Source organism: Geodermatophilus sp. CPCC 205506 (assembly GCF_051383635.1).
Classification (GTDB): domain Bacteria; phylum Actinomycetota; class Actinomycetes; order Mycobacteriales; family Geodermatophilaceae; genus Geodermatophilus.
The window spans coordinates 156362-178609 of sequence record NZ_JALPKP010000002.1 but is presented as its reverse complement, the minus strand read 5'-3'; the positions used below and the strand labels follow the sequence as shown (position 1 = coordinate 178609).

The following is a 22248-nucleotide window of genomic DNA, read 5'->3' as shown; positions in this document are numbered from 1 at the left end:
CGGAACGGGCGGGCTCAGCGCGCGTCAGGCGTGAGCGGACATGACGCCCTGAGACGTCTCGGGGCCGTTGACCTACCGGGGCAGGTCGTCGAGGTACGCGCGCAGGTCCGCCGCGGCGTCGTCGAACGTGCACCTGCGAAGCAGCTTGTACAGCAGCCGCAGGTCATCGGCGTTCGCAGAGGTTCCGTGCGACGCCCGCAGGTGCTCGAGACCCTGTCGGACGGCTCGGGTGGCCCCGTCGACCTCATCGAAGAGGACGCTCAGCCGGGCGAGCTCCCATGCGATGTCAGCGGTCGGTGCATCGGCGACCGACGACTGGGCGTCCAGCCTGCGTCCGGCGTTGGACAGGTAGTTCCGGAGCCATCGCACGGGGTCGGGCTCCATGCGGACGACACGGAGCGGACATGTAGACGTGACTCGTGGGCTCCATGCCGCTCCTGCGAAGTCGACGAGAGCACGTTCGTCGTTGATCTGGATGAGCAGACAGCCCCACCGGGGATTCGCCATGCCGGGGACCAGCTGAATCGCCCGGTCGCGCATGCCGAGGGGATTGGGCAGGACCGAGACGAGTTGGCTCGCCCGTTCAAGAGGACCGCGGAACCCCACGACGCGACCTTCCACCCGCCTGGGCGCACTGCCCGGGTCCATGAGCTCTCCCACGACCAGGGGCGGACTCAACCGGATGGACTCGGACCACGTCCGCCCGCCGGCGGTGTGGACGTCGACAACGACGTCGAAGGTGGAGCCGTCGTCGAGGGCGCGGTCGAGGCCGGAGCCGAGCTGCCCGGCGGTGCCGGAGGGGGCGGGGCCGGCGACGGTGACCACCGGACCAGCACCACCACCAGCACGATCACTCCCACCGCCAGGGCCAGCGCCCCGACGAGGATCTTCCGATGACGGAGCTGCGGTGACAGGCCGGCCGGAGGGCCGGCCTCCGCTTTTCCCGGGTCGAGGTCGATCATCGTGGACGGCCCGCCCTCGTCGAGGAGGACTGCCACCGGCCGGTCGAGCGACGCGACGGCACGCCGGGCACCGTCGACCGACGTGAGCGCCGCGGTTGTGAAGGCCCATCCCGGCATGCCGGCGCCGAGCTGGGCGACCCTCGCCCGGAACGCGGCCACGGCGTCGGCGTCGTCGGCCGACCCGATCCAGGACCGCCTCGGTTGCGGTGCTGACTCGGCCGCAGGCCCGGGACCTGCGTCGGCGTCGGCGTCGGCGTCGGCGTCGGCGTCGGCCAAGGTGCGGCTCAACCAGGAACCGAACTCCTCCCCGCACACCGCATCCTCGTCGATGGCGTTCCCACCGACGGCGCTGTCGACGAGGTCGGCCGGGAACGCGGCGTCCAACCTGGCGCCCAGCGCCGCCCGTCGGTGCGCGTCCAACCCGGCCGCGACCAGGCGGGCGAGCAGGGCGGGATCGGGATCGTCCACGACGATGGTGAACCGGATCGCCGTCCCGATGACGTCCCGGCGCGCCGAAGGGACACCGCTGAGCAGCACGCCACCGTGGCCCGGACCGCCGTGCACGAGGACGGCGGGCCGCTCGAGCACGACCAGGTCGTCCAGTGGGGCCCACCACCGCCGCGGTGGCCCACCACCGAGGAACCGGTAGTCGAGGCGACGGGCGGTGCCTCGGGTCATGAGGTGAGCGGTCATCGGGGACCGTCACCGCTCCAGATCTCGACGCGCCGGTCGATGGGCGCGGCCACGAGCTTCTTGGTCGCGTCCGTCAGCTGCCCCCGGCGCAGGCTGATACGGGCGAGCTCCGATGCACTCGTCTGGATCCCCTCATTGACGGAACCAGCCTCACCGGAGAGGTAGTACTCGATGGTGCCCCAGAAGCCCTTGGCTTCGGCCTTGCGCGCCACGTGCCGGTCGTAGGCGCCCTGTGTCGTCTTCTGCTGCTCGGCTTCGGCTGCCTCCTGCCCGGCGAGCACGGCACGAGCGAGTTCCTGCATCACCGTGCCTGCGGCGCGGACGCTGATGCGCGGCGGCCGGCCCCGGAAGCGGTAGTGCGCGGTGAAGTCGGGGAGGTCGTGGCCGGAGACGTTGTGCCAGCGGGCCTCCATCAGCTCCACGCAGCCATACGTGTCGACGGGTGCGTAGACGACGCGGACGGGTTGAGGTCGCTCTCTCGTCTCCGCAGCGATGATCTCGAGGAGTCGGCCGTAGCGCTCCTTGACCTTCTCCCGCAACCGTGCCTCGTCCTGCCCGTGGCCGCCGTTGTCGCTGAAGTACTTCTCGCACTTCAGCGGGGCGAGCACGACCACCGCCGGTTCGTCCTCCTTGTCCGTGGTCAAGCGGCCCTTGGCCCAGGTCCGTCCCACCTCCTCGACGTCGAGCAGCGCGAGCAGCTCACCGACGGCGGCCCGCTGCCGAGGCAGGACTGCCTCCATCAGCACCGCGGCGTCGATGGGGACGAGCAGCATGATGCTGTTGCGGACGTGGTCCAGATAGCCGGGCCAGGCCTCCTTGGCCTGCGGGTTCTGAGCCCGCACCTCCGGGTCGAGCCACTGGCCCGGGTAGTCGAGCAGCTCGAACGGAACCTCGATCGACTCATCGCCCTCGGCCTGCAACGCCACCCGGTAGCGGCTCACCGACTGGGTGCCGCCCAGCGCGGCGGCGTCGAACTCCCCGACCTCGATGGCCCGTCGCAGATCCCGCTGCTGCTTGCGGACCCGGTTGCGTGTGGGCTCGTCCATCGTCACAGAGACCGGGGTGCCGGTGAGCAGCGCGTCCGTGTCGCTCAGCACTGCGGTGAGGAGGGTGGTCTTGCCGACGCGGCTGGGCCCGGTGACGGCGACGCGGAACGACGGGGTCATGCCGCCACCTCCCGCCGGATGCCGGGATCCCCGCCGAGAGCGGTGACCACCGCCTGGAGGAGCCCCACCACACGCTGCACCTTCGCGGTCGCGGTCGCGGGGCCGCTGCGCTCCTCGGGCCACAGCTCGTCCCGATAGGCGTCGACGAGCCTGCGGAACTCGGCGTTCGAACTCGCGGAGCGGATCACCATGTCCTCGAACTGCTCCGCGTACGCCAACAGGACCAACGCCATCGTCTGGGTTTCCTCCTGCAGCAGCCGTCCGCCTTCGTAGATCGCCTGGCGGGCGAGCTCGACGATCTCGGTGTAGAGGTCCTCGGCCCCCGCGGCCGTGGTCGGGACCACGAGCGGGGCGCGGATGTTGCCCGTCCCAGGGTCGATGCCTTCGGGTCGCAGGATGTCGAGCAACCGCCGCATCCGGGGCAGCAGTCGCGTGCGGTAGTCCAGCCGCACGTCGAGGGCGACGTCGACGCTGTGGGCGAGCTGTGGGCACGGGTCGGGTGCCTCGCGCAGGGCCCGTGCGAGGTTGGTCAGCGCCTCCTGCCCGGTCCCGCCCACGAGGAGGCCACTCAGGCGCGGGCTCAAGGCCTCGGCGAGGCCGCGCCAGAACTCCTCCCGGCGCTGCAGGAGCACGTCATCGATGCCGCTGAACCGCCGGGCGATCTCGTTGCGCACCCCGTTCAGCGCGTCCGTGGAGACCTTCGCAGCGGCCCCCGCCTTGCGCATGTCGAGGTGCGCCCGCTCTACCCAGGCGGTGCGGCCCTGGCCGAAGCCGTCCATCGCCCAGCCGCGGATCTCGTCGCACAGGTGGTCGACGCGTTCCAGGAACTCCTCGTCCTCGTACGTGTCACCGGTGCGGCCGCGCAGCTCCTCCACCCAGTCCTGCACGCCGACGAGAATCTCGTCCTGAACGGCGTCAGCGCGCTTGATCAGCTCTTCGACAGCGGTGGGCCGGGCTATCGACCTCACCGTCGTGAGCAGGCGTTGCGTGCAGGCGAGCAGCTCTTGCCGGGCCTGCGCACATGTCGCCATCGCGCGGTCCACCACGGCTGCGTCCATCCGCGGCAACGCATCGGCGAGGTGCGTCAGCACACCACCGAGCACGTCGCGCGCGACGGCGTCACGCTGCGCGGCATCCGCCTGCCAGACCTGGTAGTTGCGGCCGTCCACGCCGTCGTTCAGCCGTCGCCGGATGTCGTCGAGCAGCGCGTCGATGTTGACCCGCTCGCACCCGCCGGTGTTCACGAGAATCGTCATGAAGTCGCGTACCGCCGCCGCGCCGCAGGCCCGACCGATGAGGTCGAGGCTGGCCTGGTCCTCAACGGACCACATCGCGTTGGTGTCAGTGGGCCGCTTGACCACGACGACGAAGTCGACGTCGTTCTCCAGGCCGGCCAGGTGGTGCTCCTCGGCCTTGGGCACCATCTCACCGAGACCGGGCAGGTCGAGCAGGCCGAGCTCGACCACTTCGGAGATCGGGAAGGCCGTGGTGATCACCGCATCCCGGACGGCGAGGTACCGCCGGTCAGGGACGCCGGAGTCCGTAGCGGGATAGGCGACCCAGCGACGGAGGTCCTCGAGGCCGACCTCGCGCACCTCGCCGGTGAGCAGGCTGCGAAACGACGGCAGCGACTCCTGCATCTCCTGCAGTCGCGCCAGAACCGGCCGCAGCCGGTCCACCTGCTCGGCCGGTAGGTCGCTGACCGCCGCGGGAAGGTCGAACCGGGCGAACTCCTCGACCGTGCGCGGCTCGGGGGCCAGGCCGAGCACCTGGAAGTAGGGCCCGACGACCTCGGAGCAGAACGACACGGTGCTGTGCATCGTCAGACGCGCGGTGCGTGCCGTGTCCGAGTGGAAGATGCGGCTCCGCACGGCGGTGACCGGCTGTCCGCGCCCGGTGGGGATCTGCTCGTCGTCCAGCCCGGACAACGACTGCAGCAGTGTGCTCTTGCCGTTGCGGGCGCGCCCGCTGACCCCGATGTTCACCGTGTGCCGGCTCACCCGGGCGCGTGTGACCGCGAGCGCCGCCAGTGCCTCGGCTGCGATGCGCTCCAGGTCGACGGGGTCGACGTCGAAGACGACGGGCGGGGAGCCGTCTTCGTCCGGTTCGGCGGCCTCCGCCAGGGCCACCGTGAGGGCGGAGAGCACCGTCCGCAATCCGGTCCACCGTTCGATCTCCCGCTCGATGACCGGCAGCCTGGCGCGTCTGCTCCGCATGACCGCGTCGATACGGTCGCGCACCTCTCCCACAGGCACTCCCTCCAGCGTGCTCGGCCCGGTTGTCCGCGGGTCGCGCTCGAAGATCAGCCTCACCTCTCGCGCTCTCGAGATCGGCCCAGCGTCGCGTCAGCTGGCAACGCTCCCGTGCGAGCAACACCAGGAGGATCGGGTGCGCGCGTCACTGCACCGTCACGGCGCTGTCACCGCGAGGACTGCGCTCGCCAAGATCGCCGCGTCACCACCAGGACCCCCTCGGAGGCTCACCCCCCGGGCATCCCACGGAGGCGCTCACCGATCAGCCGACCGATCTCCGGCTGTGGCGACAGGCCCGCTGCACCGGTGACCGCGTGCCGTTGCCGGAGGGTCTACCCCGGCGTGACGGCGCGGTGACGGCGACATCAGAGGATGCCGACATGGACGACGCCTCCGTGAAGGCCGTCACGGGGCCGCAGCCGTGACCGCAGCGAGGAGAGCACCACCGCGAGCGCAGCCCGCGAGGGCATGGCGACAGTGACGCCTCGACGCCGGCCGGAGCTCCGATCCCTCGCCTGTTCCGGCCCGTCGTTCGCCTGCTCGCAACCGTCCGGGTGCCTCGTTCGCCTCCGTGGCCGGCGGAGTCAGCCGGGAGCTCGAGACCTCAGCTGGAGACCCAGTGCGAAGACGCCCCGCCGATTGGCAGTTCCTCGCGTGGACCATTGCTGTGGCGATGCTCTTGGTCGGGATCGCTGCGGCCGTCGTAGCGCTGGCCCCCTCGGTCGATGCAGAGAACTTCTGGAGCGAGGTCCCGAGGGCCTTGCTGACCTTGGCGGCCGGGGTCATCGTCGCCGGCGGCGTTGCATCGCTGCTGGCTGCTCACAACCGGGCCGTCGATCAACGCAGAAGTGATCATGACCAGAGATTGGAACTCGTCGCTGAACTCCGCGAGACCCACAACGCGGTGAAGACGGCCGCTCTGCTGATCAATGCGCACCAGTCGGTCCGCACGTATGGACAGCAGGCCCAGGGACTGATAGCCGCCCGCGTGCAGCTGCTGGATGTCGACTGGGCGGCGCGTTCCCGACCGCGATTGTGCGGCGGCGACGAAGCCGTCGAGCTCATGAGCGCTTTCCTGCGGAGGGCCTCGGAGTATCTGGAAGCCGTAATCGAGGAGTATGGCGCCCAATATGGAAGGGTGGCAGCAATTCAGCTTGCCTCATCCAAGTGGAACGACAGAGCAGCAGATGATGCCGCACAGAACTCCTCACCCCCGGATCCGGGTGGCATTGTCGTGAGCACCGTCCCCTGGGCCGAACTGTGCAAACCGGACGTCTTTCCGCGGCTCGCCGATCTCAGGCTGGACACGGAAGCCCACCGCAAGGGCTTCTCGGCACCCGTCAACGAGGCCATCGGGATCTTGGTCCAACAGGACGAGATCCGGTAGGCACAGAGCCTGCCTCGACGAGCAGATCCTCCGTGAGGTCTGCGGAGGAACCCTGGTCTTCCCAGAACGTCCGGTCCGGCAGTCGTACCCAGCCTGGCAAGGTCCGGTCCTGGTCAGCTCGAGCGCTCGACGCGCGCGAGCCACTCCGTGAGGAGCGCGCGCAGCAGCTCCGGCTGCTCGTGGGGCAGGGCGTGTCCCGCGTCGTCGAGCACGGCGAGCGAGGCGTGCGGGTGGTGGTCGAGGAGGTCGGTGGCGGCGGCACACCCGACCGTCGAGTCCAACCGCCCCGCCACGACCACGGTCGGACCCGCGTAGGCCGGCGCGTGATCCGGGGTGAGCGCCCACCGTTCGCCGATCCGCTCGAGTGCCGCGTGGTCGACCATTGCGGCGGCCGGGGCGACGGAGCGTTCGTACCGTTCGAGCATCTCGGGGGTCTGGACCACGAAGTAGCTCCGGAAGGCGTCGTCGCCGATCAGCCCCGATCCGACGACGACGCGGTGCTCCGGGACGTCGCGCACCCCGGGCAACAGCGGACAGACCAGCGCCAGACCAGCGACCTGCGCCGGGCGCCTCGCGGCCATCGCCCGCGCGAAGTACGCCCCTGCCGAGTGACCGATGAGGAGGTGAGCGCTCCCGCCCGTGACCACGTCCGCGAAGTCCAGCAGCGTGTCGAGGACGTCGTCGGCGCTGCGCAGTGTCTCGGGAGCGGTCGTCCGGCCCATCCCGGGGAGGTCGGGGTAGAGCCGCCTCAGCCCGGCAACGCCGTCGAGAGCCGGCTCGAAGCAGGCCTCGGCCTCGCGGTGGTCGACACCCGCGCCGTGGAGCACCAGCACGGGCCGACCCGTCCCGTGCTCCACGTAGTGGACGACCACCTGGCCCGCTCGAGCGTCCATCCCCGTCAGCCAACCGCGCAGTGGGCGTGTCGACAACGCCGTCTCGACCGGGGGCGGTTCATGTCGACCCCACGATGGGCACGACCTGCTCTGGATCACGTTCCAGGGCCTCGGAGGCCCTCGTGAGACCCTCGTGGCACTCCGCGCCTCGGATCAGCCGTCGAGTGGCGTGACGGAACGCTCGGAGACGGCCTCCGCCACCGCACCGGTGTGCCGTTCCCCCACCGGAGGCCGCAGACAGACCTGGCGTGTGGTCGGCCGCCGGACCGCCGGACCGCCGGATCACCGGACCGCCGGATCACCGTGAGAGACCAGGTGCGTGACGCACTGGTGACGACGCTGGAGGAACGTGGACGAAGCAGTAATTCCGTTGAGGGTCGCCGCCGCGCCGGGCTCACGGGACGGGGGACAGCAAAGGTGCAAGTCCGACTGGATCTCCTCGGCAAGGCAGCGGTACACCGCAACGGATCTCCCGGAATCGACATCCCACCGAGCCTCCAGCCGTTCCTCGGCTATCTCGGCGTCGAACGACCGTCGAGCTGCCACCGCGAGCGCCTGATCGATGCGCTGTGGCCTCAGCTGACTCCGGACCAGGGTCGCCGCCGGCTCAACACCGTGGTGTGGCGAGCCCGAGCCCTGTTCGGTGGGGCACGCGAGGTCGTGCACACATCGCGCGCTGGACACATCACGCTCGCCCGAGGATGCGTCGAGGTCGACGTCACGTCGACCCTGGCGGCGCTGAGCGACGAGAACCGGTCCGCTGCGGCGCACGCCGATCCCGAGGCGCTCGCCCGGCTCCAGCAGGCGGTCCTTGCCGACGCCGAGGAGTTCCTCGTCGGCTGCTACCACGACTGGGTCGTCCAGGCGCGTCAGCAACTGCACCTCGCGTTGATCGCGGGGATCGAGACCTTGTTGGCCACGGCCAAGACCGCCGAGGAAGCGATGTTCTGGGCCGAGCGCCTGGTGCAACGGGATCCACTGCGCGAGGACACCCATCGCCGCCTCATCCGCCTGTACTCCGACGCGGGCCGGCGCACCGACGCGCTACGCCAGTTCGAAGTGTGCGAGCGGCGTCTCCGGGACGACCTCGGGGTCGAACCGCTCATCGAGACCACCCTCGCGGCGATGGCAGTCCGGGAGGGCGTCCGCCCCCTCGAGGTCGACCACCCGGACCCGGTGTGCGCACTGCGCGAGATGCAGCGGGCCCTGGCGTCGTGCCGTCTGGCCGTGGAGCGGATCGAGTCGGCGATCACGTCACTCTCGACACGCCGCTGACCAGCTCGAGCAGCACCGCAGGCCGGGCCGCAGGCGCGGCGGGGTCGTGCTGAGCAGTTCCGCGGTCCCGTGATCCCGTCGCGATCCACCGGTGATCGCACGGTGATCGCTCGGGCGTAGCAAGGGCGAATGGACGGAGAGCAGTCGCACCTCGTGGTGCCGTGACGAGACGAGAGGTGACGGTGCAGGTGCACGCGTGGCTGGAACACCGGGAACTCCCGGGTCTGGCCCCGGCGCTGCGCGCACGGGTCACTGTCCCGGCGGCCGACATCGTGGCCGGCGCCGGCTCTCTCGAGGCGATCCACGAGACCGTCGACCGGTTCCTGCGCGATGCCGGCCTGATCGGGCCCTGTGCCGGGGACGAGGCCTGATGGCCCTGTCCATCGCGATCGACCTCGCCGGCGTCGACGGGTGCGCGTGTCCGACGGCCCGCGCCTGCCCGCTCGGCTCCGTCCACGGTCACCGCGGGAGCAGACATCCGCTGGGCGAACTCCAGCCGGCGGCCACACCGTGATCCGCGAGGTCTCCGAGACTCTCGTCGACGTCATCGAGCAGGCAACGCCCGACCTCGGGTCGTGGGTCGAGCTCTCCTCGCTGTCCGCTGCCGACAAGGAGCCCACGGCACGCCGTCTCGCGCTCGCGCTGTACGCGGTCGAGGGGCACCCGCACCTGGTCAACCGGCCGCTGGTGTCATCCCCCGCCGGGTACGTCCGGGCCCCCCTCGCCCTTCGGCTGCACTACCTCGCGACGTACACCGGTGACCACGACGAGGCCCAGTCCCGGCTGGCGCGGGTCGTCACCGTCTTCCACACGTCGCCGATCGTCGGCTCGGCCCTCATGTCCCCGACGCTGGCGCAGGAGGTGGCGACCCTCACCGTCCGCCTCGTCACGACAACGGCGGACGAGCGCAACCAGATCTGGGGGGCGCTCGGGAGGTCGGCTCGACTGGCGCTCTTCTACGACGTCGACGTCGCCCCGGTGAACCTCGTCCCCGAGGACGGCGCAGGCACGGTCCGAGCCCACCGGATCGACTACGTGGGGGCGCCGTGACCACCGCGACCACGACGGTTCGGCTCGCCCACCGGGTGCGCCTGCGGCACACCGCGTCCGGTGAGGTGCTCGAGCCGTTGAGCGCGCGCGGTGTCCTGCCCTACGGCTGGGCGATGCGCGTGCGCGGAGGCGACGTCGTCGTGACCGTCCGTGACGGGGTTCCGGTGCCGCCCGCAGCGCCCGTCATCACGGTGGCGATCGCGGACCGGCGACTCGCCGCGCTCGTGCGGACGCCGACCGTCGACGTCACGCTCGACACTGTCGACATCACGGTGGACGTCGACCCGGAGCCGATCACCCTCGACGTCGCGCTGTCCGCGCCGACCACCGGCCTCCCGCTCACGGGCCTCGTGGTGACCGCCCGCGCCAGCTCGGGCCCGACGCCGCTGCCCACCGTTCCGCTCACGGAGTCCGAGCCGGGCCTCTACAGCTCCGGCCCCGTCGTCTGGACCGCCGCCTTCACGCCGCTCGACCTGCTGGTCGCGGGCGAGCTGCTCCGTCGGCTCGTCGTGGACCACACCCGCGCCACCACGCGGATCCGACTCGTCGGCACCACCTGACCCGCGACCCAGGGAGGGCTCGTGACGTACCAATCACCCGGCGTCTACATCGAGGAGGTCCCCTCGGGACCGCAGCCGATCGCCGCCGCGTCCACGTCCGTCGTCGCCGTGATCGGCGACCTGCGCAAGGGCCCACTGCTCACGCCGACCCGGGTCACCGGCTGGTCCGACTTCGTGCGCAGCTTCGGGCCCGCCCACGCCGGTGGGTTCTCGGCCGAGGCGGTGTACGGCTTCTTCGAGAACGGCGGCCCCGCCGCCTGGGTGGTGCGGGTGGACCCGTCCATCCCCGGCGCCTGGGACGTCAAGGACTCGACGCCGACGCTGTCGTTCACCGCGACGGCGACGTCCGCGGGCAGCTGGACGAACGGTCTCGTGCTCACCGTCGCCCCGGACACCAAGGGTGGCGCGGGCACGATGGCGCGTGCCGAGGTGTCCGGCACGGTTGCGGTCCCCGTCGGCACCATCGACATCCCCGTGACGAGCTCCGGTGGCCTGACCGCGGGCGACGCCGTCGTGCTGCTCAACTCCGCCGGGGCCAGCGTCGACGCCACCATCAACACCGTCAGCGAGACCATGGTCAACGCCACCGCCGCCGCCGCGATAGCGCTCGCCGCCGGGGACGTCGTCGCCGCTCGCACCAGGGTGCTCACCACCATCCCGTTGGCCGCCGGCTCCGGTATCAAGCCCGGAGACCTGCTGGTCGCCCAACGCGCGGACGGCTCGCGGGTGACCGCCGTGGTCGCCGGCGTCGCCCGCACCGGGCCACGCATGGTGGTCACTCTCACCGCACCGCTCGGAGCAGCGCTGTCCGCCGCCGGCCTCGCCCGGCGGATCGCCCGGTTCCGCGGGACCATCCCCGGCGGCGCCCCCACGTTCTCGCTCGGCCAGATCACCTGGTCGGTCCACCCTTCCCTCGCCCCGGTCGACGCGGACAGCCAGATGGCGAACGCGCGGGCGACCGTGTCGACCGGTGCGGTCGCGACCTTCACCAGCTCGGGCTTCGCCATGCCGGGCGGACAGAACTCCCCGGCGGGCGCCGTGGACGTCGACGCGCAGGTGCGTGTGGCGGTCTACACCGAGGCGATCAACCTGGTGGCCACGACCGTCTCCGACGTGCTCTCCCGGTTCAGCTTCCTCCCGGTCGGCACCGCGATCCGTCTGACCAACGGCACGCAGACGACGACGGTCACCCGCACCGGTGCCACCACCGCCACGACGACGGGGGACGCGCTCCCCCAGACGTTCACGACAGCGACCTTCGTCCTCCCGGCCAACGCGTCCAACGGCGTCGTCGTGCAGTGCGCGGTGCCTCCGGCCGTCGGGGAGTTCGTCGACTTCGGCACGGACCGGCTGCGGATCACCGCCGTCGACAACCCGACCGGCACGGTCTACGTGCTGCGCTTCACGGCCACGACGGACATCTCGGCCGCGAACAGCACCGCCGACCCCGGCCGCTTCCCGCTCGTGGCCTACACCTCGACGGCGTTCTTCCCACTGCGGTTCTCGCTCACGGTGGCAGAGAACGGGACGGCGATCGAGACCTTCAGCGGTCTCGCTCTCGACCCGGCCCACCCGCAGTACTACGCGCGGGACGGCGTCGTGAACGGCATCTCCGCCTACATCACCGTCGCACGGAGGGCGGCCAGCGCTCCGGCGATCTCCGAGGCCAGCACCCCCGCCTTCGCGGTGTCCACCCAGGCCGGGATCGACAACCCGGCGACCAGCGCCGACTACAAGGCCGGTCTGCTCGCGCTCGAGGCCGAACAGGAACCGGCCATGGTGGTCTGCCCGGACACCGTCACGTTCACCGACCCTCTCCTGCAGGCGGACCTCGTCGGCGCGGTGGTGACCCACTGCGAGCAGTACCGGCGCTTCGCGATCATCGACGCTCCGGACTACTCCACCGACGACGACCTGCTGGACTGGCGCAACACCACGCTGTCCAGCACGTACGCGGCGCTGTACGCGCCCTACCTGATGGTGGTGAACCTCGACCCCGACTCCTCCGACCGGTTCCGCACCGTGCCGCCGTCAGGGTTCGTCGCCGGCGTCCTCGCCCGGACCGACCGGGAGCGCGGCGTCCACAAGGCGCCGGGCAACGAGCGGGTGGCGGGCATCGTGGGGCTGTCCCAGACCTACACCCAACGCCGCCAGGACCTCCTCAACCCGGGCTCGGTCAACCTGATCCGGGCCTTCCCGGGACGAGGAACGCGGATCTGGGGGGCACGAAATGCGACCGACGACACGACCTGGCGCTACGTCAACGTGCGGCGGCTCTTCAACTTCGTCGAGAACAGCATCGAGACCGGCACCCAGTGGGTGGTGTTCGAGCCGAACACCTCGGCCACCTGGATGAGGATCAAGGTCTCGGTGGAGAACTTCCTCGACCAGTTGTGGCGCGCGGGCGCTCTGGCCGGCACCTCCCCCGAGCAGGCGTACCGGGTGCGGGTCGGCTACCCCGAGACGATGAACGAGACGGACATCGACCTCGGCCTGGTCATCACCGAGGTCGCGATCGCCCCCACCAAACCGGCGGAGTTCGTGATCTTCCGCTTCAGCCACAAGCGGCTGTCCGAGTGAGTGAGAGGAGCACCCGATGACCGCGTCATACCCCCTGACGACCCTGCACTTCGAGGTCAGCTGGGGGGACTCGCAGAACACCTCGAGCTTCTCCGAGGTCACCGGCCTGACGATGGAGGCCGAGGTCGTGGAGTACCGCGGTGGAGCGGACCTGGCTCTCTCCACGCGCAAGGTGCCCGGGCTGAAGAAGTTCAGCAACGTCACGCTCAAGCGCGGCATCATGCCCGCCGAGGCCGGCAACGGGTTGTTCGAGTGGTACAACACCGTCGTCCCGGGGAGCGTGGCCCGGCGTGACGTGACCGTCAGCCTCCTCAACGAGGAGCGCACGCTGGTGATGACCTGGAAGATCCAGGGCGCGTGGCCGGTCAAGCTCGAGGGCCCAGGGCTGAAGTCGACCGGCACCGACGTCGCGGTGGAGACCGTCGAGTTCGCCTGCGAGAGCATCGCGATCGAGGTGCCATGACATCTCCCGTGTCGGCGCCGTCCCCGCTCCCCTACATCGGCGCCCACTTCGTCCTGGCCGTCGACGGCATCACGTCGGTGAGCTTCTCCAAGTGCTCGGGGCTGGCCGGCGACGTGGGCGTCGAGGAGTACGCGGAGGGCGGCGAGAACCGGTTCGCCCACCGGCTGCCGGTGCGCGGGTCCTTCCCCAACCTCGTGCTCACCCAGGGCGCGGGCCCCTCGACCGAGCTCTGGGGCTGGTTCTTCGAGTACCTCGTGACCGGCCGGGTGGCGCCACGCAACGGTCAGGTCTCGCTCATGTCAACGGTGGAGGGGGTGCTGGCCCCGGTACGGGTCTGGGCGTTCCGCAAGGGCTGGCCGGTCAAGCTGACCGGCCCCGACCTGGACGCGCAGTCCGGGGCGGTCGCGGTGGAGTCGGTCGAGATCGCCCACCACGGGTTGCACCTGACGACGGTCGGTGCGTGATGGCCGTCGTCATCTCCGAGATCCTCACCGAGGTGGTGCTCACCCGGCCCGGGGGCCCCGGCGGCGGCACGGCGGCGGGCGGAACCGGCGGAGACGCGGCCGCGGGCGGCCTTCCCGAGGACGTGATGGACGTCGTCGTGCGGCGCGCCACCGAGCGCGTGCTCGAGGTGCTGCGCCGGGAGTGGGACTGCTGATGCTCGACGTCACCCAGCTCACCAAACTGACCATCGAGCCGTATCGGGACCAGGAGTTCACCGAGGTCGCCGGGCCTCCGTGGCGCACCTTGCTCAACCCGACCGAGCTGGCGTTCTCCCGCAAGAACACCTACCAGGCGACACCGTCGGCCGGGTCGTCGGCGCCACAGCAGTCCTACGGCGGCGGGGAGCCGGACCAGGTCCAGATCGACCTGTTGATGGACGGCTCCGGCGTGATCGAGACGGGGGTGTCGGTCGGCGAGAAGCTCGACCAGCTGCTGGCCTTCACCGAGTTCCAGGCCGACACGCACCAGCCGTACTACGTGCACGCCTACTGGGGCCGGTTCGACTTCCACGGCGTGCTCACCCAGGTCGACGTCACGTACAAGCTGTTCGACCGGAACGGTGAGCCCTTGCGCGCGACGGTCAAACTCACCCTGAAGGAGGTCGTCGCCCCGGAGGAGCTCGCCGCCGAGGAGCGCCGCGAGTCTCCCGACCTGTACCAGACGTGGTTGGTGTCCGAGGGTGAGCGGCTGGACGCGATCGCCTACCGCGTGTACGGCGACCCGGCCTTCTGGCGGCCGCTCGCGACGGTGAACGGACTGCGCAACCCCGGCGGCATCGCCGCCGGCCAGGTCCTCCGCCTGCCTCCGAAGGACAAGGGTGGGGGCCGCCTGCCGACCGCCGGGGTCCTGCGGTGAGCCGCTACGGCACGGCGGCCACACCCGACCGGCCGGAGTTCGAGGTGCGCGTGGCCGGGACGCCCGTGACGCCGCTGGTGCACGGCGACGTCGTGGAGATCGATGTGGCGGAGGAGGTCGGCCGGCACGGGCGCCTCGCCCTGCTGCTGCAGAACTGGGATCCCGACACCCGCGCCGTGCGGCACAGCGACGACGGCCCGTTCGCACCCGGCGCTGACGTGGAGGTGCTGTTGGGCTACCACGCGCAACTGACGTCGGTGTTCGCCGGAGTGGTCGCCGCGGTGACCACGCACTTCCCGGCAAGCGGCCAGCCGGTCCTCCGGGTCGAGGCGCGGTCCCGGTCCATCCTGCTCGAGCACCCGCCCCGGTCGCGCCAACTCGAGGCCGTCAGCGACGCCGACGTCGTGTCCGCCGTCGCCGCCGACTACTCCCTGACCGCCGATGCCGGCGCGGGCGTCACGCGGGCGGCGGTGGTCAGTGACCGGCGCAGCGACTGGGATCTGCTCACCACGCGCGCTGCCGAGCTCGGCTGGGTCACCTACGTCCGGGGCACCACGCTGGTCTTCCGGCCGCCCGCCGACCCGGTGGGACCGATCGAGCTCGAGTACGGGCGCAACGTGACCGAGCTGCACCTGACCCAGGACCTGACCCGCGCGGTGGACTCGGTGGTCGGTGCCGGCTGGGACGCCGACGTGCTCGAGGCGCTCGAGTCCCAGGTCGGCGCGATCCAGACCGGGCTCGACCTCGGGGACCGCGTCGATCACGGCGCGGCCGTGTCCGACGCCGGATGGCCGCTCCGGGAGGAACGCGTGGCGCGGGCGTCGCTCCCGGCGACCGACCAGGTCGACGCCATTGCCCTCGGTCGCCAGCGCGCCACAGCGCTCCTCCACTACCACGGCTACGGCGAGGTGGTCGGGAACCCTGCGCTGCGCTGCGACGGATGGCTCCGCATCACCGGCGTCGGCGAGCGGATGTCCGGGCCGCACTACACGACTGCAGCACGGCACCGGCTCTCCGCGCGCGGCTACCGGACCGAGTTCCAGGTGGGGAGTCCGCCGGCCCTCCGGCCGCCCCTGCCCGGCCGGCCGGCGCCGCTCACCATCGGGGTCGTCGCGTCGCTGGAGGACCCGGACGGCTTGAACCGCGTGCGGGTCCGGCTGCCCTGGCGCGGGGAGACCGGCGACGGCGTGTGGGCCCGACTCGCGACCCTGGACGCCGGCGACGGCTTCGGCACGGTGTTCGTGCCCGGTGTCGGGCAGGAGGTGCTCGTCGCGCCGTTGGACGGGGAGGACGCGGCCCTCGTCGTCCTCGGCTCCCTGTTCAACGGGACTCAGGCCGCCCCGGTGGCGATGAGCAACGACGACAACCTCGTCCGCGCCGTCGTGAGCCCCGAGGGGCACCGCATCACCCTGGAGGACGGCGACGCCAGCGCGGTGACCATCGAGACCCCGGCCGGCAACGTGCTCCGCCTCGCGGAGGCGGACTCCGAGGTCACTCTGACGCACGGGGAGTCGGGCAACGCGATCCGGCTCTCCGCCGACGGCATCGAGCTGACCGCGGCCAGGGGCGACATCGTTCTCAAGGCCAGCTCGGGAACGGTCGAGCTCGACGCCGGCGGCATCCGGGGTAGGTCCTCCGGCCCCGCCACGCTAGAGAGCTCGGGCACTCTCGACGTCAAGGCCTCCGCGACGCTCGGCCTCAAGGGCGCGCTCGTCACCATCAACTAGCGGACCACACAGCCGAGGAGAGCACTATGCCGGGCGCCGCACGGGTCGGGGACCCGACCGTCCACGGCGGGACCGTCGTCGGTCCCGGGGTGGCGACGGTGATGATCGGCGGCCTGCCGGCGGCCGTCCTGGGCGACGTGCACGCATGCCCCATCCCACCGCCCTCGCACATCCCGTCGTCGCCGTTCGTCGCGGGATCGACGACGGTGATGATCGGCGGCCGGCCGGCGCTGCGCGCCTCGGACGCCTGTGTGTGCGGGGCGAGCGTCGCCGTCGGCTGCGCGACGGTGGTGATCGCATGACCTACGGCGACGATCCGCACCTGGGGTGCGGCTGGGCGTTTCCGCCGCGGTGGGACCTGGCAGACGGGGCAGCGGCGGCCGTGCTCGCCACGTCCGCCGGCGTCGCGCACGTCCAGGAGGCGATGCGGGTGCTCCTGCGCACCGGGGTGGGTGCCCGCGTGATGCGGCCGACGCTCGGCGCCGGCGTCGACCGGTACGTGTTCGAGCCCCGGACGACCGACGTCTGCTACCGGCTCGCGCACGACGTCGAGCGGGCCCTCCTCCTGTGGGAGCCGCGGGTGATCGTCGACGCGGTCGAGGCGGCCCCGGCGGAGGAGTCCGACGAGCGGATCGACGTGCGCATCGAGTACCGCCTCGACCGGCACTCCCGGCCGGACAACCTGGTCATCCCGTTCTTCGTCCAGGAGCCGCCGTGAGCCGCCGGCCCGAGGACGTCCGCGCGGCGCTGGCCAGGGCCGCCGGCCTGGTCGCCTACGACGCCGCCCACACCTGGCGCGACGTCCTGTTCACCGGGCCGGACGAGACCGACCTGTCCCGGCCGGGCGACCCGGACCGGGCGCTGCTCACCGCGCTGACCCAGGAGTACCCCGAGCTCGACGCGCACGCGGACACCCTCCCCGAGCGCGCGCACCTGGACTGGCTCGGACGGATCCTCGCGATCCCGCGGCTGCCGGTTCGCCCGGACACGGTGGTCGCCCACGCGACCGTCGATCCCGGGCTGGCCCCGGCCGTCGTCGAGAAGGGCACGGTGCTGCGGGGCGGAAAGGACGCGTTCGGTGTCGAGCGCCGGTATCGCACGAACGACGCGCTCATGGCGCACGGCGCGACCGTCACTGCGGTCCGGAGCCAGGTGCCCGGCGGCCACCCGACCGGCCTGGCGGGCCTCGTCGCGGAGGCTGACCCCTATCCACTGAGCCCGACGACCGGCGCGGCCGCACCCCACCGGCTGCGCCTGTACAGCCCGGTGCTGGCGTTCGACGGGGGGAACCTGACGGTCCGCGTCACGCTCACCGGGGCGACGTCGGCGGCGGGCCTCGGCCCGGCGGTGTGGCGCTACCCGCGCGCGGACGGGGCCCGCGGACAGGCCACGGGCGACGTGACCGGCAACCAGGTGACGGTCGTGCTGACCGGCGGCTGCGGCCTCGTCGAAGGCGCCACGGGCGACCCGTGGCTGGAGGCGGACATCCCGCCGGATCACGCTCTGCCGACGTCCATCGCGTTCACCGAGGCGAGGCTGCAGGTCACCGGCCGGACACCGATCGTCCCGCAGGCGGCGTACCTGAACGACGGCGCTCTGGACGTGACCAAGGAGCTGCAGCCGTTCGGACCCGCCGCCAGGCGCGGGGACGCCCTCTACCTGCGCAGCGACGAGGCATTCGGCAAGCAGCTCGCGACCGTCACGGTCAGCATCCAGGTGATGCAGGCGGGCGGTGCGCCGCTCGCGTCCGCGAGCGGAGGCAGCGGCATCCCGGTACACCTGGCCGCCGAGATCTCCGAGTCGATGAGCTATCTGCGAACCAGCCTGGTCGGCTCGATCACCGCCGGCGTCCAGAACGTCATCGACCGCATCACCGGACTGGTGAGCACCCGGACGCCACCGCACGTTGAGTGGCAGCGCCGGGTGGACGGCGAATGGCAGACGTTCGAGGACGTCGGCGCACAGCTCACCGGCTTCACCGGCGCGCCGGTCAGCGGCGCGCCGTGCTCCGAGCCGGCGGTGGTCGGAGGCGAGGCCGGCCACCTGGTGCGCGCCTTCCTCTCCGAGGGCGACTTCGGCTGGACCGACTACCAGCGGGAGATCGCGGCGTTCGCGACGGGAGCCGTGGCCGGTGACACGCCGACCATGCCGACCCCGCCGGTGCCCCCGATCGTCTCCCGGATCACGCTCTCCTACACGACCGCTTCGGTGGCGGCCACGAAGGTGGAAGCGGTCAACGGCTGGGTCAGGACGCGGCAGGTCGGCTCGGGGGCCTTCCAGCCGTTCACGAGGTCCATCTCCCCGGCCGGCGACACCGGGATGGTGGCTCTGGGCCTCGACCTGCCCGCGGCCGCGATCGGCTCGAGCGTGTCGGTGTACCTCGGGGTGGACTCCGCGTCGCCGTGCGGCTCGAGCACCGACCCCGAGGGTGCCCGATGGGAGTGGTGGGACGGCGCGGCATGGCAGCCGCTGCCGGTCGCCGACGGGTCCCGGCTGCTGCGCGAATCCGGCCTCCTGCGGTTCATCGCGCCGGAGGGCTGGGCCGTCGGGTGCGACGCGGTGTCGGCCGACGCCGGGCGCTGGGTGCGGATGGTCACCGACGCCCCCGAGCGCATCGGGGTCGTCACCTCGGTGACACCGGACGCCGTCGTGGCGACCTACGCCAGCCAGGCGCTCGACCCGGCCAGGGACCCGAGCCCGGCGACCGCCCTGCCCGCGGGCACCATCAAGGGCACGCTCTCCCCCGTCAGCGGGGTCAAGAAGGTCACCAACCTCGGCGGCGTGCGAGGCCGGGGGCCGGAGGACGATGCTTCCTACCGGCGCCGGGCGTCCGCGCTGGCCCGGCACCGCGGCCGGGCGGTGACCTCCTGGGACTACGAGGAGATCGTCGCGGTCGCCTTCCCCGAGGTGGCGGCCGTGCGGTGCCTGCCGCACACCGGTCCCGACGGGGTGCGTCTCGCGGGCAGCGTCGGCCTGGTCGTCCTGCCGGACCGACCGATGGACCCGCAGCCGCGCCCGTCGGTCAGCCTGGCCGGCCGGATCACCGACGTGCTCGCGCCGATGACCGGACTGCACGCCCACCCGACCGTGCTGTGCCCGCTGTTCGCCCCGGTCACCGTGACCGCCGACATCCTGCTGCGCCGCGGGATCACCGCGCTGACCGGCCGGGACGCCGTCGCCGCCGCGCTCGAGACCTGGCTGCACCCCGGGGGCACGACGCCGACCCGGTGGGGCCGCAGCCTGTTCCGCTCCGCGCTGGCGGCGTTCCTCGACGGCCGGCCAGAGGTGGACACCGTCCACACGGTGACGATGCGCGGACCCGACGGGGTGGTCACCGAGCTGGTCGAGGTGGATCCGTGCCGTGGCCTGTTCTGCTCGTCCGCCGCACACACCATCGCCGTGAAGGAGCAGCTGTGAGCGCCGAGCCCGTCTCCTCGTTCACGCCCGTCGCGCCGGATGCCGACTGGGAGGGCGTCCGTGTGCGGCTGATGGCCGCGCTGGCCGCGACCTCGGCCACGACCTGGAACGACCGCAACGCGATCGAACCGGGTGTGACGCTCGCCGAGGCCGCCGCGTTCGGGCTCGCCGACCTGCACTACCGGACCGCCACCCGGCCGTCGGCCTGGCCCCTGGACGTCGCGGCGTGGGAGCCGGCGACCGACCGACACTGGCACGCGACGCTGCCCCCCGGGGAGATCGCAGCCGTCGCCGACGTGCTCGCCCGGAAGGCGCCGGGCGCGGCCGAGAGGTCCGTCGCCCAGGTGCTGGAGCCCCTGGTCCGGGCCTGCGCCGCGCCAGGCGACGCACTGGCCCTCCTCGCGGAGGCACCCTGGGGCGGCACCTTCACGACCCGGCAGACCCCGGTGGCCGTCACGCTCCTCCGGGCCGGGCTGGTGCGCGGCCTGGCGCACGAGCTCACGGACCTCGTCGCGTCGGCCGTCGACGCCGCGCGGACCGTCGGAGGGACCGTCGCCGCGCAGGATGCACGCGCCGCCGAGGCGCTGGCCACGGCACTCCCGTTGTGGCCGGACGAGCTGGCCGCCGTCGTGCGCCGCGAGCGCCGACGCCGGTCGTCCACCGCGATGCTGGAGCACCTGGACGCGATCCTCGCCGCGACCACCCTGCAGGCGGTGAGCGCGGTGCGCGCCGATCTCGGGGCCGCCGGCCTGTCCTCGGACGAGGTGGAGGTGGCGATGGCGGCCGCCCCCGTTCCGCTCCACACCCTGCCCGAGTGCCTCGAGGAGACCGACGGTGCGTCCCGGGTGTGGCCGCCGCACCCGCTGCAGGCGCTCACCTGCGAGCCGGTGACCGACGTCGACTACGCCCGCCGGGCGCGGCAGCACCCTGAGGTGCTCCGGGCCTGGGCGGTCCCCGGACGCCTGGCCGGCATCGGGTGGGACGGCCGGCCGGTGACGACGGCCGTTCCCGCCAAGGGCACGGTGACACTCGTCGTCGAGCGCGCGGCCGCGCCCGAGGTGTCCGCGTCGGTCCGGGCCTCCGCGCCGGTGTTCCTGACCGAGGTCCTGCGCACGGCGATCGGCACCGAGGTCGACCAGCCGCACCCGACCTGGCAGGACACCCTCGACCCACTCGACCCTCGCCGGATGATCTGCGACGAGGTCGGCGCGACGCTGCTCGACGTGTGCCCGGTGGTCCTTCAGGGCCGGCTCGTCACCCGGGTCGGTGCGGACCGCGAGGCCACCGTCGGCGGCGCGCTGGCCCGGGTGGCCGCGCACTTCGCCGCCGGCCGCCCGGAGAGCCGGCCGACCCCGGCTACCGGCCCCGTGATCGACGGCCCGTGGCCCCGCGTCGACCAACCGGAGGAGGGCTGGACCCCGGGCGAGGCCATCCGGTTCACCGAGGTCGTCACGGCCATCTCCGCCGACCCGGCGATCCTGGGCGTCGAGAAGCTGGCGATCAAGGTGGGGACCGGGCCGTTCGTCGAGTCCGCCGACGGGTCCGTACCGCTTCCCCCCGTCTGCGTCCCCGAGCTGGCGGACATCCAGTGCCTGCGGGTTCGGTTCGTCCTGACCGGGGAGTGCTCCGATGCCTAGCGCCGACTACACCCGCCTGGCACGGCACCTCCCCGCCGTGTACCAGGACGACGCGGCGTCCTTCGCGCAGCTGGACGCCTTCCTCGGTCTGGCCGACGAGCTCAACCACGCCTACCTCGAGCGGCTCGACGACCTCTCCCTCGTGCTCGGCCCTGACGCGGCCCTGCGCTGGCCCACCGACCTGCCGTACGACGCCGGCGGGGACGCTCTCGTCGAGGCGTATCTCACCGTGTACGACGAGGTGGCGACCTGGGCGGCCTTCGCCTTCCCCGCCTCGTGGAGATCGGACGAGGGGGGAGTCGTGCAGCGCCGCACGTTCCTGGCGAAGGCGGCCCGGATCTGGCGGCGACGTGGCACGCCACGAGGGTTCCTGGACTGGTTCTGCCTGGCGTTCGGGATAGCCGCCGGCGCTCGCCCCTACCTGCTCGAGCACTTCAAGGTGGCCGGTCCCCGGATCCCGGACCCGGAGCTCACCGGCACCCTCTTCGTCCCGTCGACGATGCAGTTCGAGGACTACCGCAGACGGCACGAGGCGATGGAGTTCACGGACTGGTACGCGCCGGCGCACGTGCGCCTGCGGGTCTGCTGGACCCGCCCGGACTTCGCCGTGCCGGACCCGCCCCAGCTGCCCCCGGACCCGACACCCGAGCAGGTCACGGCCTTCGAGCAGGCCGTCGACGCGTACCGCGAGGACCTTCGCACCCTGCTCTGCTCCATCACGTCGTTCATCGACCACGCGAACGGCATCCGGATCTGGGAGTGCATCGACGAAGGCCGCACCATCGACCGGCTCGACGTCGGGCACCTGCCCAGCGAGGACTGAAGGA

General features: G+C 72.1%; 21 protein-coding genes. 16 read left to right on the top strand and 5 right to left on the bottom strand.

Annotated elements, in window-relative coordinates; genetic code table 11:
• Positions 1-72: 72 nt before the first annotated feature.
• The 4 genes from MY520_RS02205 to MY520_RS02190 are packed head-to-tail and all read right to left on the bottom strand — an operon-like array spanning position 73 to position 5037.
• The gene (locus tag MY520_RS02205) at positions 73-660 is read right to left on the bottom strand and encodes a hypothetical protein (RefSeq protein ID WP_436689638.1); all 588 of its coding nucleotides are present in this window, start codon (positions 658-660) and stop codon (positions 73-75) included.
• A 14-nt stretch (positions 661-674) separates the two neighbouring features.
• A complete protein-coding gene (locus tag MY520_RS02200; protein ID WP_436689636.1) occupies positions 675-1640 on the bottom strand; it encodes a hypothetical protein in 966 nt (321 codons plus the stop codon).
• Between the two features lie 11 nt (positions 1641-1651).
• Positions 1652-2821: a hypothetical protein gene (locus tag MY520_RS02195; RefSeq protein ID WP_436689634.1), complete on the bottom strand. Its 1170-nt coding sequence runs from the start codon at positions 2819-2821 to the stop codon at positions 1652-1654.
• Complete coding sequence (locus MY520_RS02190; protein ID WP_436689632.1) at positions 2818-5037, bottom strand: hypothetical protein; 2220 nt, start codon at positions 5035-5037, stop codon at positions 2818-2820. The genes MY520_RS02195 and MY520_RS02190 overlap by 4 nt, the downstream gene beginning before the upstream one ends.
• A gap of 703 nt (positions 5038-5740) precedes the next feature.
• On the opposite strand from MY520_RS02190, the gene MY520_RS02185 reads away from it, so the two are divergent.
• The gene (locus tag MY520_RS02185) at positions 5741-6460 is read left to right on the top strand and encodes a hypothetical protein (protein WP_436689630.1); all 720 of its coding nucleotides are present in this window, start codon (positions 5741-5743) and stop codon (positions 6458-6460) included.
• A gap of 113 nt (positions 6461-6573) precedes the next feature.
• Here the strand turns inward: MY520_RS02185 and MY520_RS02180 are convergent, their stop codons facing one another.
• Complete coding sequence (locus MY520_RS02180) at positions 6574-7353, bottom strand: alpha/beta fold hydrolase (protein ID WP_436689628.1); 780 nt, start codon at positions 7351-7353, stop codon at positions 6574-6576.
• A gap of 417 nt (positions 7354-7770) precedes the next feature.
• Between MY520_RS02180 and MY520_RS02175 the strand changes: the two genes are divergently transcribed.
• The 15 genes from MY520_RS02175 (at position 7771) to MY520_RS02105 (ending at position 22244) form a co-directional block, all read left to right on the top strand.
• Positions 7771-8628, top strand: a complete 858-nt coding sequence (locus MY520_RS02175) for an AfsR/SARP family transcriptional regulator (protein ID WP_436689626.1) — start codon at positions 7771-7773, stop codon at positions 8626-8628.
• Positions 8629-8804: 176 nt separating this feature from the next.
• On the top strand, positions 8805-8999 hold the full coding sequence (locus MY520_RS02170; RefSeq protein ID WP_436689625.1) for a hypothetical protein: 195 nt from the start codon (positions 8805-8807) through the stop codon (positions 8997-8999).
• A 139-nt stretch (positions 9000-9138) separates the two neighbouring features.
• Positions 9139-9678: a Pvc16 family protein gene (locus tag MY520_RS02165; RefSeq protein ID WP_436689623.1), complete on the top strand. Its 540-nt coding sequence runs from the start codon at positions 9139-9141 to the stop codon at positions 9676-9678.
• Positions 9675-10238, top strand: coding sequence for a hypothetical protein (locus tag MY520_RS02160; RefSeq protein WP_436689621.1), 564 nt, complete (start codon positions 9675-9677; stop codon positions 10236-10238). Before MY520_RS02165 ends, MY520_RS02160 begins: the two co-directional genes overlap by 4 nt.
• A gap of 21 nt (positions 10239-10259) precedes the next feature.
• Complete coding sequence (locus MY520_RS02155; RefSeq protein WP_436689619.1) at positions 10260-12818, top strand: phage tail sheath subtilisin-like domain-containing protein; 2559 nt, start codon at positions 10260-10262, stop codon at positions 12816-12818.
• Positions 12819-12834: 16 nt separating this feature from the next.
• The gene (locus MY520_RS02150) at positions 12835-13281 is read left to right on the top strand and encodes a phage tail protein (protein WP_436689617.1); all 447 of its coding nucleotides are present in this window, start codon (positions 12835-12837) and stop codon (positions 13279-13281) included.
• On the top strand, positions 13278-13745 hold the full coding sequence (locus tag MY520_RS02145; protein ID WP_436689615.1) for a phage tail protein: 468 nt from the start codon (positions 13278-13280) through the stop codon (positions 13743-13745). Before MY520_RS02150 ends, MY520_RS02145 begins: the two co-directional genes overlap by 4 nt.
• The gene (locus tag MY520_RS02140; RefSeq protein ID WP_436689613.1) at positions 13742-13939 is read left to right on the top strand and encodes a hypothetical protein; all 198 of its coding nucleotides are present in this window, start codon (positions 13742-13744) and stop codon (positions 13937-13939) included. Before MY520_RS02145 ends, MY520_RS02140 begins: the two co-directional genes overlap by 4 nt.
• Positions 13927-14640 (top strand): CIS tube protein, encoded by a 714-nt coding sequence (locus MY520_RS02135; RefSeq protein ID WP_436689611.1) that lies wholly within the window; start codon positions 13927-13929, stop codon positions 14638-14640. Before MY520_RS02140 ends, MY520_RS02135 begins: the two co-directional genes overlap by 13 nt.
• Positions 14637-16367 (top strand): phage baseplate assembly protein V, encoded by a 1731-nt coding sequence (locus tag MY520_RS02130; protein WP_436689609.1) that lies wholly within the window; start codon positions 14637-14639, stop codon positions 16365-16367. The genes MY520_RS02135 and MY520_RS02130 overlap by 4 nt, the downstream gene beginning before the upstream one ends.
• Before the next feature lie 26 nt (positions 16368-16393).
• Positions 16394-16669, top strand: coding sequence for a PAAR domain-containing protein (locus MY520_RS02125; RefSeq protein ID WP_436689608.1), 276 nt, complete (start codon positions 16394-16396; stop codon positions 16667-16669).
• On the top strand, positions 16666-17085 hold the full coding sequence (locus tag MY520_RS02120) for a GPW/gp25 family protein (protein ID WP_436689606.1): 420 nt from the start codon (positions 16666-16668) through the stop codon (positions 17083-17085). Before MY520_RS02125 ends, MY520_RS02120 begins: the two co-directional genes overlap by 4 nt.
• Positions 17082-19784 (top strand): baseplate J/gp47 family protein, encoded by a 2703-nt coding sequence (locus tag MY520_RS02115; RefSeq protein ID WP_436689604.1) that lies wholly within the window; start codon positions 17082-17084, stop codon positions 19782-19784. The genes MY520_RS02120 and MY520_RS02115 overlap by 4 nt, the downstream gene beginning before the upstream one ends.
• Positions 19781-21421, top strand: coding sequence for a hypothetical protein (locus MY520_RS02110; protein WP_436689602.1), 1641 nt, complete (start codon positions 19781-19783; stop codon positions 21419-21421). Before MY520_RS02115 ends, MY520_RS02110 begins: the two co-directional genes overlap by 4 nt.
• Positions 21414-22244, top strand: a complete 831-nt coding sequence (locus MY520_RS02105; RefSeq protein ID WP_436689600.1) for a hypothetical protein — start codon at positions 21414-21416, stop codon at positions 22242-22244. The genes MY520_RS02110 and MY520_RS02105 overlap by 8 nt, the downstream gene beginning before the upstream one ends.
• The last annotated feature ends 4 nt before the right edge of the window (positions 22245-22248 follow it).

Coding starts and splice junctions, on each gene's coding strand:
- MY520_RS02190 (WP_436689632.1), bottom strand. CDS start 5,037: ATGCGGAGCAGACGCGCCAGGCTGCCGGTCATCGAGCGGGAGATCGAA.
- MY520_RS02195 (WP_436689634.1), bottom strand. CDS start 2,821: ATGACCCCGTCGTTCCGCGTCGCCGTCACCGGGCCCAGCCGCGTCGGC.
- MY520_RS02200 (WP_436689636.1), bottom strand. CDS start 1,640: ATGACCCGAGGCACCGCCCGTCGCCTCGACTACCGGTTCCTCGGTGGT.
- MY520_RS02145 (WP_436689615.1), top strand. CDS start 13,278: ATGACATCTCCCGTGTCGGCGCCGTCCCCGCTCCCCTACATCGGCGCC.
- MY520_RS02125 (WP_436689608.1), top strand. CDS start 16,394: ATGCCGGGCGCCGCACGGGTCGGGGACCCGACCGTCCACGGCGGGACC.
- MY520_RS02120 (WP_436689606.1), top strand. CDS start 16,666: ATGACCTACGGCGACGATCCGCACCTGGGGTGCGGCTGGGCGTTTCCG.
- MY520_RS02150 (WP_436689617.1), top strand. CDS start 12,835: ATGACCGCGTCATACCCCCTGACGACCCTGCACTTCGAGGTCAGCTGG.
- MY520_RS02180 (WP_436689628.1), bottom strand. CDS start 7,353: ATGGACGCTCGAGCGGGCCAGGTGGTCGTCCACTACGTGGAGCACGGG.
- MY520_RS02105 (WP_436689600.1), top strand. CDS start 21,414: ATGCCTAGCGCCGACTACACCCGCCTGGCACGGCACCTCCCCGCCGTG.